The 13,913-nt window shown below is 64.6% G+C and carries 13 protein-coding genes; 3 read left to right on the top strand and 10 right to left on the bottom strand.

Annotated elements, in window-relative coordinates; genetic code table 11:
- Nucleotides 1-37: 37 nt before the first annotated feature.
- Genes znuB through ACZ0AV_RS13365 form a run of 3 tightly spaced genes read right to left on the bottom strand, consistent with a single transcriptional unit; the run spans nt 38 to nt 2,119 of the window.
- Entirely contained in the window at nt 38-826 is a 789-nt protein-coding gene (gene znuB / locus ACZ0AV_RS13375) for a zinc ABC transporter permease subunit ZnuB (RefSeq protein WP_499151473.1), read from the bottom strand.
- Nucleotides 819-1,622 carry a zinc ABC transporter ATP-binding protein ZnuC gene (znuC, locus tag ACZ0AV_RS13370; RefSeq protein ID WP_499151472.1) on the bottom strand — a complete coding sequence of 268 codons (804 nt, stop codon included), beginning with the start codon at nt 1,620-1,622 and terminating at the stop codon, nt 819-821. Before znuC ends, znuB begins: the two co-directional genes overlap by 8 nt.
- Entirely contained in the window at nt 1,619-2,119 is a 501-nt protein-coding gene (locus ACZ0AV_RS13365; protein ID WP_499151471.1) for a Fur family transcriptional regulator, read from the bottom strand. Before ACZ0AV_RS13365 ends, znuC begins: the two co-directional genes overlap by 4 nt.
- 177 nt (nt 2,120-2,296) lie before the next feature.
- Here ACZ0AV_RS13365 and znuA point away from each other — a divergent pair, with 177 nt between their 5' ends.
- Nucleotides 2,297-3,277: a zinc ABC transporter substrate-binding protein ZnuA gene (gene znuA / locus ACZ0AV_RS13360; protein ID WP_499151470.1), complete on the top strand. Its 981-nt coding sequence runs from the start codon at nt 2,297-2,299 to the stop codon at nt 3,275-3,277.
- 18 nt (nt 3,278-3,295) lie between these two features.
- Here znuA and ACZ0AV_RS13355 read toward each other — a convergent pair whose 3' ends face one another.
- The 3 genes from ACZ0AV_RS13355 to ACZ0AV_RS13345 all read right to left on the bottom strand — a co-directional run bounded on the left by ACZ0AV_RS13355 (nt 3,296) and on the right by ACZ0AV_RS13345 (nt 5,415).
- Nucleotides 3,296-3,967, bottom strand: coding sequence for a TVP38/TMEM64 family protein (locus tag ACZ0AV_RS13355; protein WP_499151469.1), 672 nt, complete (start codon nt 3,965-3,967; stop codon nt 3,296-3,298).
- Between the two features lie 200 nt (nt 3,968-4,167).
- Nucleotides 4,168-5,118, bottom strand: coding sequence for a homoserine kinase (locus tag ACZ0AV_RS13350; protein ID WP_499151468.1), 951 nt, complete (start codon nt 5,116-5,118; stop codon nt 4,168-4,170).
- 12 nt (nt 5,119-5,130) lie between these two features.
- The gene (locus ACZ0AV_RS13345; RefSeq protein WP_499151467.1) at nt 5,131-5,415 is read right to left on the bottom strand and encodes a DUF2782 domain-containing protein; all 285 of its coding nucleotides are present in this window, start codon (nt 5,413-5,415) and stop codon (nt 5,131-5,133) included.
- Between the two features lie 75 nt (nt 5,416-5,490).
- On the opposite strand from ACZ0AV_RS13345, the gene polA reads away from it, so the two are divergent.
- Complete coding sequence (gene polA / locus ACZ0AV_RS13340) at nt 5,491-8,352, top strand: DNA polymerase I (RefSeq protein WP_499151466.1); 2,862 nt, start codon at nt 5,491-5,493, stop codon at nt 8,350-8,352.
- Between the two features lie 391 nt (nt 8,353-8,743).
- Here the strand turns inward: polA and yihA are convergent, their stop codons facing one another.
- The 4 genes from yihA to ACZ0AV_RS13320 form a co-directional block, all read right to left on the bottom strand.
- The gene (yihA, locus tag ACZ0AV_RS13335) at nt 8,744-9,388 is read right to left on the bottom strand and encodes a ribosome biogenesis GTP-binding protein YihA/YsxC (RefSeq protein ID WP_499151465.1); all 645 of its coding nucleotides are present in this window, start codon (nt 9,386-9,388) and stop codon (nt 8,744-8,746) included.
- 95 nt (nt 9,389-9,483) lie between these two features.
- Nucleotides 9,484-10,380, bottom strand: coding sequence for a D-hexose-6-phosphate mutarotase (locus ACZ0AV_RS13330; RefSeq protein WP_499151464.1), 897 nt, complete (start codon nt 10,378-10,380; stop codon nt 9,484-9,486).
- Between the two features lie 153 nt (nt 10,381-10,533).
- Complete coding sequence (locus ACZ0AV_RS13325; protein ID WP_499151463.1) at nt 10,534-11,910, bottom strand: TRAP transporter large permease; 1,377 nt, start codon at nt 11,908-11,910, stop codon at nt 10,534-10,536.
- A complete protein-coding gene (locus tag ACZ0AV_RS13320) occupies nt 11,903-12,448 on the bottom strand; it encodes a TRAP transporter small permease subunit (protein WP_499151462.1) in 546 nt (181 codons plus the stop codon). Before ACZ0AV_RS13320 ends, ACZ0AV_RS13325 begins: the two co-directional genes overlap by 8 nt.
- A 244-nt stretch (nt 12,449-12,692) precedes the next feature.
- Here ACZ0AV_RS13320 and ACZ0AV_RS13315 point away from each other — a divergent pair, with 244 nt between their 5' ends.
- Nucleotides 12,693-13,790: a TRAP transporter substrate-binding protein gene (locus tag ACZ0AV_RS13315; protein WP_499151461.1), complete on the top strand. Its 1,098-nt coding sequence runs from the start codon at nt 12,693-12,695 to the stop codon at nt 13,788-13,790.
- The last annotated feature ends 123 nt before the right edge of the window (nt 13,791-13,913 follow it).

Genomic DNA, 13,913 nt, shown 5'->3' with positions numbered 1-13,913 from the left:
TCTACACGGCGCCGCGCGGCCTACCAAATGCCGGCGATCAGGCTGTGCGGCGCGGCAGAACAAAGCTCAGCAGGAACAGGCTGGCAGCCGCGACGACGATCGACGGGCCGGCGGGCGTGTCCTTGAACCAGGACAGGCTAAGGCCGCAGCACACCGCGACGACGCCCAGCAGGCTGGCGCCAAATGCCATCTGTTCCGGCGTGCGCGCATGCCGTTGCGCGGCAGCGGCGGGGATGATCAGCAGCGAGGTGATCAGCAGCACGCCGACGATCTTCATCGCCACGGCAATGACGATGGCGATCAGCAGCATCAAGCCGAGGCGGATCGCTGCAACCGGCAGGCCTTCGACCCTGGCCAGCTCCTCATGCACGGTGATCGCCAGTAGCGGGCGCCACATCAGCATCAGCAGCACCAGAACCAAGGCGCTGCCGGCGAGGATCCAGACCAGGTCGGTGGTACTGACCGCGAGCAGGTCGCCGAACAGGTAGCCCATCAGGTCGATGCGCATGTCGCGCATGAAACTCAGCACCACCAGGCCCAGCGACAGCGTGCTGTGCGCGAGGATACCGAGCAGGGTATCGCTGGCCAGCGGCTGGCGGGTCTGCAGGGTGACCAGCAGCACTGCCAGCAGCACGCAGCCGACGGTTACCGCGAAGGTCGGGCTGACATCGAGCATTAGCCCCAGGGCCACGCCCAGCAGCGCGGCATGCGACAGGGTGTCACCAAAGTAGGCCATGCGCCGCCAGACCACGAAGGAGCCAAGCGGGCCGGCGACCAGCGCCAGGGCGAGGCCGGCGAGCAGGGCGTTGAGCAGAAAATCAGCCATGCTTGCAGCCATCTCCGTGTACGTGCGGGCGCAGCGGGCCGTTGATGGTCAGGCCCGGGGCGTCGTTGACCACGCCGCCATGCAGGTCGTGTTCATGGTCGTGGTGGTGGTGATAGATGGCCAGGCTCTGGGCATCGCGGCCAAACAGTTCGACAAAGGCCGGGTCGAAGCTGACCTGTTCCGGGTGGCCGGAACAGCACACGTGGCGGTTGAGGCAAACCACCTGATCGGTGGTGCTCATCACCAGGTGCAGGTCATGGGACACCATCAGCACACCGCAGCCGTGGCGATCACGCAGGCGGGTGATCAGCCGGTACAGCTCGGCCTGGCCGGCGACGTCGACGCCCTGAACGGGTTCGTCGAGCACCAGCAACTGCGGTTCACGCAGCAGCGCGCGGGCCAGCAGTACGCGCTGCAACTCGCCACCGGAGATGCCCTGCAGGGGGCTGTCGAGCACCTGGCTGGCGCCAACCTCGGCCAGCGCCGCCTGGGCGCGCGCACGATCGACACCAGGTACCAGTCGCAAAAAACGCAGCACGCTGAGCGGCAGGGTCGGGTCGACATGCAGCTTTTGCGGCATGTAGCCAATGCGCAGTTTCGGTTTGCGCCACACGCTGCCGCTGTCCGGCTTGAGCAGGCCCAGCACGGCGCGCACCAGCGTGGTCTTGCCGGCGCCATTGGGGCCGATCAGGGTGACGATTTCGCCGGCATTGATGGTCAGTTCGACATGGTCGAGTACGGTCTGCCCGGCGAAGCCGACGCTCACGCCGCCGAGGCGAATCAGTGCGTCGCTCATTTGCTGCCTTGGCAGCCTGCGCACAGGCCGACGACTTCGACGGTCTGGCTTTCCACCGTGAAGCCGACCCCCTTGGCGCCCCGTACGATGGCATCGCTGATGGCGGTCTGCTCCAGCTCCACGGCGGCGGCGCAGCTGCGGCAGATCAGGAACTGGCTCTGGTGCGCGTGGGCCGGATGGCTGCAGCCGACAAAGGCGTTGAGCGAGGCGATGCGGTGTACCAGGCCGTTTTCCAGCAGGAAATCCAGGGCACGGTAAACGGTTGGCGGCGCGGCGCGGCGGCCGTCTTCTTCACTGAGCACGGCGAGGATGTCGTAGGCTCCCAACGGCTTGTGACTCGCCCAGACCAGTTCCAGGACGCGCTTGCGCAATGCGGTCAGGCGCAGGCCCTGGCGGGCGCAGATCGCCTCGGCTTCGGCCAGCGCGTGGCTGACGCAATGGGAGTGGTCATGGGGGCGCGATGCCAGGGGTGGCACGACGCTGGCGGGTTTGTACATGGCGAGGGCCTCGAAGCGTAGGACGTTATTCTATTACGCATTGGTCTTTCGATGCCACGCATGCGCGGATCAGCGGCCAGCCTTGGACGCGCGAAGCGGCTGTTCGGCGCACGGCGGCCCATGGAGGTCAGGGAGATGTTATTGTATTACTCCGTTTTGCTTACGAATGATTTTGCCATGTCATTGTGCTCCCGATTTCTCTCGTCCCTTACGCTGCCACTGTTGCTGATGCTCTGCACAGCGGGTGCGCAGGCCGAGGTGCGCGTGCTCACCAGCATCAAGCCCCTGCAACTGATTGCCGCCGCCGTCCAGGATGGCGTTGGCGAGCCTGAAGTGCTGTTGCCGCCGGGCGCATCGCCTCATCACTACGCATTGCGGCCTTCCGACATGCGCCGGGTGCAGGAGGTCGACCTGCTGTACTGGATCGGCCCGGACATGGAAAGCTTCATGCCTCGGGTGCTGGGCACCCGTGAAAAGCCCAGCGTGGCGGTGCAGAGCCTGCCGGGCATGACCCTGCGCCATTTTGGTGACGAGCATGGCCACGATCACGATCACGATCACGATCACGATCACGATCACGATCACGGCAGCGAGCAGGCCGACGAGGCTGGCGCGCATGACCACGACCATCGTCCGGGCAGCCTCGACGCCCACCTGTGGCTGTTGCCTGCCAATGCCCGGGTAATAGCCGCACGCATGGCCGCCGACCTCGGCAAGGCCGACCCGGCCAACGCCGACCGCTATGCCGCCAACCTGCGCGCCTTTGGCGAGCGCCTCGATGCCCTGGAGCCGCGGCTGCAGGCGCAGCTCACGCCATTGGCGGCCAAGCCGTTCTTCGTCTTCCACGAGGCGTTCGACTACTTCGAGGCCGCGTATGGCCTCAAACACGTGGGCGTGTTCAGCGTGGCCAGTGAAGTGCAGCCGGGAGCGCGGCATGTGGCGGCGATGCGCGAGCAGTTGCAGCGCGTCGGGCCGAGCTGCGTGTTCAGCGAGCCGCCATTGCGCCCGCGCCTTGCGGAAACACTGACGGCCGGTCTGCCGGCGACCCTCGCCGAGCTCGATGCTATGGGCGCGGCTGCGCCGCTGGATGCGAAAGGTTACGAGGTATTGCTGCAGGGCCTGGCTGACGGCTTTAGTCGCTGCCTGGGCCCGCTCTGAACGACACACCCGGGGTGCTCAGCCGGCGTCCTGCTGGCGGGTGGCGCGGCGGCGCCACAGGTAGATAGCCAGCGCGATCAGCGCCAGCACGGCGATTGCCGCCGCACTGGCGCCCACGTCGTGATCGAGCAGTGACTCGCCCAGTACCACGAAGGCGCCGCCATACAGGCCGGTGATCACCGCCGACACCGCGAAGTAGATGGCGAACGGCACGCCTGCCATGCCCAGCAGATAGTGCTTGATGAACACCGGTACCCCGGGCGCCAACTTGACCAGCAGCGTGAAACGCAGCGCGCCGTCGCCTTTTTCGAAGTCGGGGATGCGGTAGCGAGTGCGCGCCAACAGGCGAGCAAGCCAGGGGCGCAGGCCGCTGCGGGCTATCCAGTAGCACAGCAGCAGGTTGGTGGAGAGCGCCGCGGCGCTGCCCGCCAGGCCGATATGCACGCCAAATGTGGCCCCGGCAACAATGAAGAAGGGTGTGATCGGCACGCCCAGGGCGGGCAACAGCGCCATGGCGAGAAAGAACGGCAGTACGTCTGCCTCCTCGCGCCAGGCGATGAACGCCTGATAATCCCAGGCATTCCAGAGCAGTACGGCGAGTACCAGCACGGTGCCGGCGGCGAGTGCCCGCAGCGCCCAGGCAAGGGGCGACGTCGCGGAGCGTCGAGGGTCGGGCGTCGGTGAGCGCATGGGCGGCCTTTGCGAGGTGTACGGCTGTCTCGCGTTCAGCGAGCCGGTGCCTGTCCGGCTGGACGACAGCGCTGTAGCGCCTGCGCCGCTAGCGGTTGAGAGCCGCAGCATAGGGGCAAGCGCCAGAGCAGCACAAGCACCAGGCCCGCACTGGGCCGGGCGTGCGCAGGCTGCACGCCGCGTTGGTTGGCTGACCGTGTCTACAGCGCGAACGGCAATGCCACCTCGACCCGCTGGCGGGCTGCCAGGCGGCGCTGGAATTCGGCCGGGTCGTGAATCAGCACATCCTGGCCGGCAAACGCCTCGGCAGCGATCAGCCGCGACAGCCAGAAGCGTACGCAGCCAATGCGCAGCAGCGCTGGCCACAGCTGCGCCTCGGCCGCGGTGAAGGGGCGCAGCGCGGCGTAGGCACCGAGCAGCGCGCGCGCGCGGCCCTCATCCAGATGACCGTCATCGTCCGAGCACCAGTCGTTCACTGTAATCGCCAGGTCGTAGAGCATCGGGCCGGAGCAGGCGTTGTAGAAATCGATCACGCCGCTGAGGTGAGTGCCTTCGAACAGGCAATTGTCACGAAATAGGTCAGCATGCAGGTTGGCGCCCGGCAACTTGCGCACGCGCTCCAGCAGCGTGTCGATCTCTTCCAGCGCGGCATTCAGCAGGCTGGCCTGGTCGGCCGGCAGGCGTTGGGCCAGCGCCGCGCCCTCCTGCAGCATCCACTCCATGCCGCGATCGCTCTTGCGCGGCAGGGGCTGTTCGCGGGTAGCCAGGTGGAGGCGTGCCAGCAGCCCGCCGATCTCCTGACAGTGGTGAGCGTTGACCGCGCTGATGTGCTTGCCGCTCAGGCGCGGTTGCAGCAGCGCAGGCTTGCCCGCCAGGCTGCGCAGGGCTTCGCCGTCTTCGGTGCGCAGCGCGTAGGGCACCGGCAGACCCGCCGCGTGGAGCACATCCAGCAGTTCGATGAAGAACGGCAGGTCGGCACTCGGTCCGCGCTCGATCAGGGTCAGTACGAACTCACCCTGTTCCAGGCTGACGAAGAAATTGCTGTTTTCGCTCCCGGCCTCGATGCCCTGGAAATCGAGCAGGCGACCGAGCCCGTAGGGCGCGAGAAACGTGTCCAGTTGCGGACGTTGCAGCGGAGTGAACACCGACATGAGTTGACTGCCTTACCAGCTGAAGATTTCCCAGGCCGGGATGAGCATGTCCGGCGAATCGGAGCGCACGAAGCTACCGTCACTGCCGTCAGCGCGAACCAGGAAATAGGGTTTGCCACCTTTGGGGGTGACCTTGATGGCGTAGAGGAAGCCGTTGACGCGGTACTCCTCCACGGTACGGTCGCCGTCCTGGCGAATGGTGACATCGGGCTCCGCGGAGGGCGCGTCACCGGCCTGCGCAGCCATCGGCACTGCAGCCAGCACGGCAAGCAGGATCAGGCGATTGAATGGTCCCATGGTAACCTTGTCCCTTTGACATCAACGGTGCTGCGTATTCTAGCGCCACGCCCGCCGAAAAGGTTGATCACCCTCATGAGCCAAGCCCCTCTCGTTCTGGTCGACGGTTCCTCGTACCTGTACCGCGCCTTCCACGCCCTGCCGCCACTGACCAACTCCAAGGGCCTGCCTACCGGTGCGGTCAAGGGCGTACTGAACATGCTGCGCAGCCTGCGCCGGCAGTACCCGGACAGCCCTTTCGCGGTGGTGTTCGACGCCAAGGGCGGCACCTTCCGCGATGAGCTGTTCGCCGACTACAAGGCCAACCGCCCGCCGATGCCCGACGAATTGCGCCTGCAGGTCGAGCCGTTGCACGCCAGCGTTCGTGGTCTGGGGCTGCCCCTGTTGTGCGTGGAGGGTGTTGAAGCCGACGACGTGATCGGCACCCTGGCCAGGCAGAGCGCCGCGGAGGGCCGCGACGTGGTGATTTCCACCGGCGACAAGGACATGGCGCAACTGGTGTGCAAGCACGTCACGCTGGTCAACACGATGACCGGCAGCGTGTATGACATTGAAGGCGTGAGGCAGAAGTTCGGTGTCGGCCCCGAATTGATCATCGACTATCTGGCGCTGATGGGCGACAAGATCGACAACATTCCCGGGGTGCCCGGCGTGGGCGAGAAGACCGCCCTGGGCCTGCTGGTCGGTGTCGGCGGCGGCCTCGACGTGATCTATGCCAACCTCGACAAAGTGCCCGGCCTGCCGATTCGCGGCGCCAAGACCCTGCCGGCCAAGCTCGAAGAGCACCGCGAGATGGCGTACCTGTCCTACCAGTTGGCGACCATCAAGCTGGATGTGCCGCTGGACCTGAACTGCTCGCAACTGATGCCGGGCGAGCCCGATATCGAGGTGCTGCGCCCGCTTTACGAAGACCTTGAGTTCAAGGGCTGGCTCGACGAGTTGCAGCGCCAGAACAAGAGTGCTGCACCCAGGGCCAAGGTGGCGGCCAGACCCGAACTCGCACCGCCTGCCGGTGACCTGTTCGCCGTGATGCCCGGCGAGGCGCAGGGAGAGGTGCCGGCGATCGAGGCTGCCGCCGATGTGGCGCAGGCAACTGCCGATGACCAGCCGCCAGTGGTTGCCGGCGAGTACCGCACGATTCTCGAGCAGGGTGATTTCGAGACCTTGCTGGAAGACCTTAAGCAGGCCGAGCTGATCGCCTTCGATACCGAGACCACCGGTCTGGATGCCCAGCAGGCGCAACTGGTCGGCCTGTCCTTTGCGGTCAAGGCCGGCGAAGCCGTCTACGTGCCCGTCGCGCACAGCTACATGGGCGTGCCCGCGCAGCTGGATCGCGATGCCGTGCTGCGCGCGCTCAAGCCGATACTCGAAGACCCCGGCAAGGCCAAGGTCGGCCAGCACGCCAAGTACGATATCAACATCCTGGCCAACGCCTCCACACCGATCGAGGTGCAGGGCGTCGCCTTCGACACCATGCTCGAGTCCTATGTGCTGGACTCCACCGCGACCCGCCATGACATGGACAGCCTGTCGCTCAAGTACCTGGGCCACAGCACCATCCGCTTCGAGGACATCGCCGGCAAGGGTGCCAAGCAGCTGACCTTCGACCAGATCGCCCTGGAGCAGGCGGGCCCCTATGCCGCCGAAGACGCCGACGTGACCCTGCGCCTGCACCAGAACCTGTGGGCGCGCCTGGAGCAGCAACCGAGCGTGGCCAGCGTGCTGCGTGATATCGAGATTCCCCTGGTGCCCGTGCTGGCGCGCATCGAGCGCAACGGTGCACTGGTCGACGCCAAGCTGCTTGGCGAGCACAGCCAGGAGCTGGGTGAAAAACTGGTGGCGCTGGAGCGTCAGGCCTTCGCCGTGGCCGGTGAGGAATTCAACCTCGGTTCGCCGAAGCAGCTCGGCACCATTCTTTATGAAAAGCTCGGCCTGCCAATCATCAGCAAGACCGCCAAAGGGCAGGCCTCGACCGCCGAAGCGGTGCTCGCCGAACTGGCCGAACAGGACTACGAGCTGCCCAAGGTGCTGATGCAGTACCGCAGCCTGAGCAAGCTCAAGAGCACCTATACGGACCGCCTGCCGGAGCAGATCAATCCGCGCACCGGGCGCATCCATACCAGTTACCAACAGGCGGTGGCGTCGACCGGCCGGCTGTCGTCCAGCGATCCGAACCTGCAGAACATCCCCATCCGTAGTGCCGAAGGCCGGCGGATTCGCCAGGCTTTCGTGGCGCCAAAGGGGTACAAGCTGCTGGCCGCCGACTACTCGCAGATCGAGCTGCGCATCATGGCGCACCTGTCCCGTGACGAAGGGCTGATGAACGCCTTTCGCGACAACCTCGACGTGCACACCGCCACCGCGGCAGAAGTCTTCCGGGTCGAGCTCGATCAGGTCAGCAATGACCAGCGGCGCAGCGCCAAGGCGATCAACTTCGGGCTGATCTACGGCATGGGTGCGCAGAAACTCGCCAAGGACATCGGCGTCGACGGCAAGACCGCCAAGGCTTATATCGAAACCTATTTCGCCCGTTACCCGGGCGTGCGCGAGTACATGGATCGCACCCGTCGCCAGGCGGCGGAGCAGGGGTTCGTGGAAACCCTGTTCGGGCGTCGCCTGTACCTGCCGCAGATCAAGTCCAGCCGCCCCCAGGAGCGTGCTGGTGCCGAGCGGACGGCCATCAACGCGCCGATGCAGGGCACCGCGGCCGACATCATCAAGAAAGCCATGGTCGCCGTGGACAGCTGGCTGAGCGAGTCGGGCGTGGACGCCCGGGTGATTCTGCAGGTGCACGATGAGCTGGTACTGGAAGTGCGCGAGGATCTGGTCGAGCAGGTCGGCGAGCGAATTCGTCAGCTGATGGGGCAGGCTACCCAGCTGGACGTGCCGCTGCTGGTGGAGGTCGGCGTGGGCAATAACTGGGACGAAGCCCATTGAGGGGATGCGTCACGTTATCACTTAGAGCTGAGGGGTCTTAGCGGTTATATCGATCAAACAAAGGATTCTAAGCATCGCTGAACTTTACTTCTGTCCGCCCGGTCAGAGTTTGGGAATGGCCCATAAAGCCCTTCGATGCTCCTTTGTTGTGTTAAGTGTTGGCAGACATCTGAGCCCCGCCCTAGCGGTTCAGACCCTTAAACCCCGATCTTCTCCCTCCCCATATGAAGTTCGGGGTTTTTTTTGCCTGCAGGAAAGTACCGGTCCTGTTTCTTCTCGCCCTGGTTGCAGCCTAGACCCTTATCGCCCAAGCGCAACGTCAATGCAAAACGCCCCGCGCGAGGCGGGGCGTTTCAGTTCCAGTCTGGCGTGGCGCATTGGCCGTACAGCGTTACGCTTCCGACGGCTCGTCTTCTTCGCCGATCAGCCCCAGCCAGTGGCCGAGCACGGTCTGCGCGTCTTCCACGCCGATGCGCTTGGGCGCCGAGAACAGCTGGATACTGACGTGGTCGCCCCAACCCTTGCGGATTTCTTGCTGGACCTTGAGCAGGGTGGTTTTCGCGGCACCGAAGGCCAGCTTGTCGGCCTTGGTCAGCAGGATGTGCATGGGCATGCCGCTGGCACCGGACCAGTCGAGCATCATGCGGTCGAACTCGGTCAGCGGGTGGCGGATGTCCATCATCAGCATCAAACCGCGCAGGCTTTCGCGGCTGCCCAGGTAGGCTTCCAGATGCTTCTGCCAGTGCAGCTTGAGCGGGATCGGCACCTTGGCATAGCCGTAACCCGGCAGGTCGACCAGGCGGCGTTCTTCATCCAGGCGGAAGAAGTTGAGCAGCTGGGTGCGCCCCGGGGTCTTCGAGGTGCGTGCCAGGCTGGCGTGGGTCAGGGTGTTCAGGGCGCTGGACTTGCCGGCGTTGGAGCGCCCGGCAAAGGCGACTTCATAGCCCTGATCGTCCGGGCACTGGTCGACCTTGGCTGCGCTGATCAGAAAGGTGGCTTGCTGACACAAGCCGATTGCAGGGTTCTTTGCGTGCATCGGGGTATCCGGTGGAGGGGCGTGCATCGCGGCAGTCTATCAGGCTGGCGACCCGCTGACCCGTACGGGCTGACTGCTGCGACGCACAACAGGTGTCAGAGCGGCTGCGACCACAGCGTCACGTCCAGCTGGTATTCGGCGCCCGGCGCGAGAATCAGCGCGTCGTCCAGCACGTTGGCGTGCTCGATGCAGAGCATGCCCTGCCAGGCGTCGTCGGCGAATTGCGACAGGCGCCGGGCCTTGTCGATCCAGGGGTTCCACACCACTGCCGAGCCCGAGCCCTGGCTGCGCATCATGATGCGGCGTTTCCACAACGGGTCGACGATGCTCAACTGCGCTGGCGTGTCGAGGTAGATGCGGTCGGTCTCGCCGTTGAAGGTCACCGCGCCTTTCTGGCGGACTTTCTTCCAGCCGTCGAGGGTGTCGACGTAGCGGCAGGCGTCGAGGCCTTCGACCTTCACCTGACGGATGTCGCTGACTGCGAAATAGCTGTGCAGCGCCTGGCTGATCGGCAATTCGTTGTCGCCAAGATTGCGCGTGGTCAGGCTCAGCTTGAGACGCTCACCCAGATGGATGTCGAGCTGCAACTCGGCGGCGAACGGCCATTCGGCGATCGGCTGCGCGGCGGTGTCGAAGGCGAAGGACAGGGTCACGCCGTCTTCCTCGGTATTCAGGCCGATCAGTTGCCAGTCGAGGCTGCGTACCAGGCCATGGGCCGGGGCGTTTTCCGGACGTGTGTAGGCGGCGCGGATCGCCTCGGGGTTACGCTGCAGGTCGCCAAACCAGGGCCAGCATACCGGCACGCCGCCGCGCACGCTCTGCCCGGTTTCATAGGTCGCCTCATCGCTCAGCCAGATCAGCGGCTGCCCGCCTGCCGGCTGGTAGCGCAGTATCTGCGCGCCCTGCTCGCTCACCAGCAGCTCGGCGCCGGCGTGATGGATGCGCCAGCAGACCAGCTCGCCGAGCTGGATGCGTTCGTTGGTGGTGCTCATGGATGCTGCTCCTGTAGACGGTGTCTGTTGGGCCACGGCGCGGCCTCGGGGTTCGTTCGCTGCCATGAAAAACGCCCGTCGAGACGGGCGTTGAGAAGGCCGAAACCTGCTCGGCGCTCGGCCTGGTGCCGAGCAGGTGCCGAACCGGTGGTATCAGGAACCGTAGACCTGCTCCGGCAGCCAGGTGATCAGGCCCGGGAAGATGTAGGCGATCACCAGCAACAACAGCTGGATGAGGATGAACGGCACCACACCCTTGTAGATCGTACTGGTCGGTATGCTGGGCGGTGTCACACCGCGCAGGTAGAACAGCGCGAAGCCGAAGGGTGGCGTCAGGAACGAGGTCTGCAGGTTGAGGGCGATCATCACGCCCAGCCAGACCGGGTCCAGACCCATGGCCAGCAGCACCGGGCCGACGATCGGCACCACCACGAAGGTGATTTCGATGAAGTCGAGGATGAACCCGAGCAGAAAGATCACCAGCATGACCAGGAAGAACGCGCCGAGCACGCCGCCTGGCAACTGGGCGAACACGTCCTCGATCAGTGCCTCGCCGCCGAAGCCGCGGAACACCAGGGAGAACAGCGAGGCGCCGATCAGGATCATGAACACCATGGCGCTGATTTCGGTGGTGCCGTAGGCCACCTCACGCAGTTGTCCGAAATTCAGCTTGCCCTTGAACAGCGCCAGCAGCATGGCGCCGACCGCACCGAGCGCGGCGGCTTCAGTTGGGGTCGCATAGCCGGCGAGGATCGAGCCGAGTACTGCCCCGATCAGCACCAGAGGCGGCACCAGGGCTTTCAGCAGCTTGCCCCATTCGACGTCACCGAGTTCTTCCTTGGACAGCGCAGGCAGCTTCTTCGGCTGCACGATCGCCACCCCGATGATGTAGACGATATATAGGCCGACCAGCAGCAGGCCGGGCAGCAGCGCGCCGACGAACAGGTCGCCCACCGAGACCGTCTTGGGCGAGAAGATGCCCATTTTCAGCTGCGCCTGCTGGTAGGCGCTGGACATCACGTCGCCGAGCAGGACCAGCACGATCGACGGCGGAATGATCTGCCCCAGCGTGCCGGTGGCTGCCAGTGTGCCGGTGGAGATCGCCGGGTCGTAGCCGCGACGCAACATCGTCGGCAGCGCCAGCAGCCCCATGGTTACCACGGTAGCGCCGACGATACCGGTGCTGGCTGCGAGCAGAGCGCCCACCACGCAGACCGAAATCGCCAGGCCGCCACGCAGGGTGCCGAACAGGCGCGACATCGACTCGAGCAGGTCCTCGGCCACCCGTGAGCGCTCCAGCATCACGCCCATGAACACGAAGAGCGGCACTGCCAGCATGGTCTGGTTGTTCATGATGCCGAACAGGCGGTTCGGCAGCGCGCTCAGGTAGCCGGGGTCGAAGGTGCCGGTGGCGATGCCGATACCCGCGAACAGCAGCGACACGCCGCCGAGGGTAAAGGCCACCGGGTAGCCGGCCATCAGCGCCACGCAGATGCTGGCGAACAGCAGAATTGCCATTAATTCAGCCATGTTTCACCTCCGCGGCAGGCAGGCGGCCGGTGATGACATAGATTGCCTTGATCAGGTTGGAAACGCCTTGCAGCGTCAGGCTGAAGACCAGCAACAAAATGATGCTTTTCTGCAAATAAACGTATTTCAGCCCTCCCGATTCACTCGAGCCTTCATGGGTCGCCCACGCATTGCCGACGTAATCCCAGCTCGCCCAGCCGAGGAACAGGCAGACCGGCAGCAGAAACAGTATGTTGCCCATGATCTCCACGAGCGCCTGGCGCCGACCACTGAATTGCTGGTAGAAAATATCCACGCGCACATGCGCGTTGCGCTGCATGGCCCAGGCAGCGGCACCCATGAACACCAGGGCATGGCCATAGAGCACGGCCTCCTGCAGGGCGGTCGCCCCGATGCCGAACCCATAACGCAGCACCACGACGATGGTGGTGCCGAGCACCAGAAACAGTGTTAGCCAGGAGCAGGCTCTGCCAAGACCTTGATTGACGGTATCAATGAGATGGGCAATGCCGAGGGGAAGTGAAGGCGTGCTGGACATAGGGCGTCCTTATAGTTATCAAATAGAGAAGGCAAAAAGCGGCTGATTCTAGGCACCTACCTGCTAAAACAGCAATGGCGATACGACTTTAGTCATGTTTGCTATACCTGATGGCGGATTGCTTCTAATGTAGCCATATTTGAGTGTAGTGCGGTGGCGCCGATCCGGATCGGCCGCCAGCTGGGCAAAGGCCTGTGCCTAGGGGCTGGGCAAGAATTATTACAACAACAAAAAGGAGCTACTTATGAAACGTCGCCAAATACTGGCTGCTGCTGGTGTCGGCATTGCCGCGGGTGCGCTGGTCGGGTGCAAGGAAGAAGCCGGCGCTGCCGACTCGTCCCAGCCCGCTGCCGAAGCCAAGACCTTCAACTGGAAAATGGTCACCTCCTGGCCGAAGAACTTTCCCGGCGTGGGCGTCGGTGCCGAGCGCTTCGCCAGGCTGGTCGACCAGATGAGCAGCGGCCGGCTGAAGGTCAAGGTCTATGCCGCCGGTGAGCTGGTGCCAGCCCTCGAAGTGTTCGATGCGGTGTCACGCGGCACCGCCGAGATGGGCCACGGCGCGCCTTACTACTGGAAGGGCAAGGTACCTGCGGCGCAGTTCTTCTGCGCACTGCCGTTCGGCCCCAATGCCCAGGAAATGAACGCCTGGTTGCATTACGGCGGCGGCATGAAGCTCTGGGAAGAGGTCTACAAACCCTACGGCGTGCTGCCGATGGCCTGCGGGGCGACCGGCGTGCAGACCGCTGGCTGGTTCAACAAGGAAATCAACTCGGTCGACGACCTCAAAGGCCTGAAGATGCGCACCCCGGGTCTCGGCGGTGAGGTGCTGACCAAGGTCGGCGGCACCGTGGTCAACATGCCGGCCGGTGAAATCTTCACCGCGTTGCAGACCGGTGCCATCGATGCGACCGAGTGGATCGGCCCTTACAACGACCAGGCGCTGGGCCTGCACAAGGCCGCCAAGTACTACTATACGCCGGGCTGGCAGGAGCCGAACGTCACCTTCGAACTCGACATTAACATCAAGGCCTGGGAGACCCTGCCGGCCGACCTGCAAGCCATCGTTCGCGCCGCTGCCCGCGACGTCAACGCCGACATGCTCGACGACTACAACGCCAAGAACATGGAAGCCATGGAGCAGTTGAAGAAGGAGGGCGTCGACGTACGCCGCCTGCCGGACGACGTGCTCGCCAAGCTCAAGGAAGTGTCCGCTGGCGTGGTAGATGCTACCGCGGCTGCCGATCCCGCTGCGCAGAAGGTCTGGGAACAGCAGAAAGCGTACCTGGCGCGCCTCTACGAATACGCCGAAGCCAACGAGAAGGACATCTACGCGATTCGGTAATGGGGTGATTGAAGGCGCCAGCGGACGTAGGGTGGATGACGCTCTTTTCATCCACCATCGCGACCGCAGGGCGGTGGACGGATCGGGCCGCGCAGGCAAGCGTCGTCCACCCTGCACCGCCTG

The organism is Pseudomonas sp. AC532 (assembly GCF_979258965.1).
The sequence above is the reverse complement of the archived record's forward strand: the minus strand, read 5'-3'. Positions and strand labels throughout refer to the sequence as shown.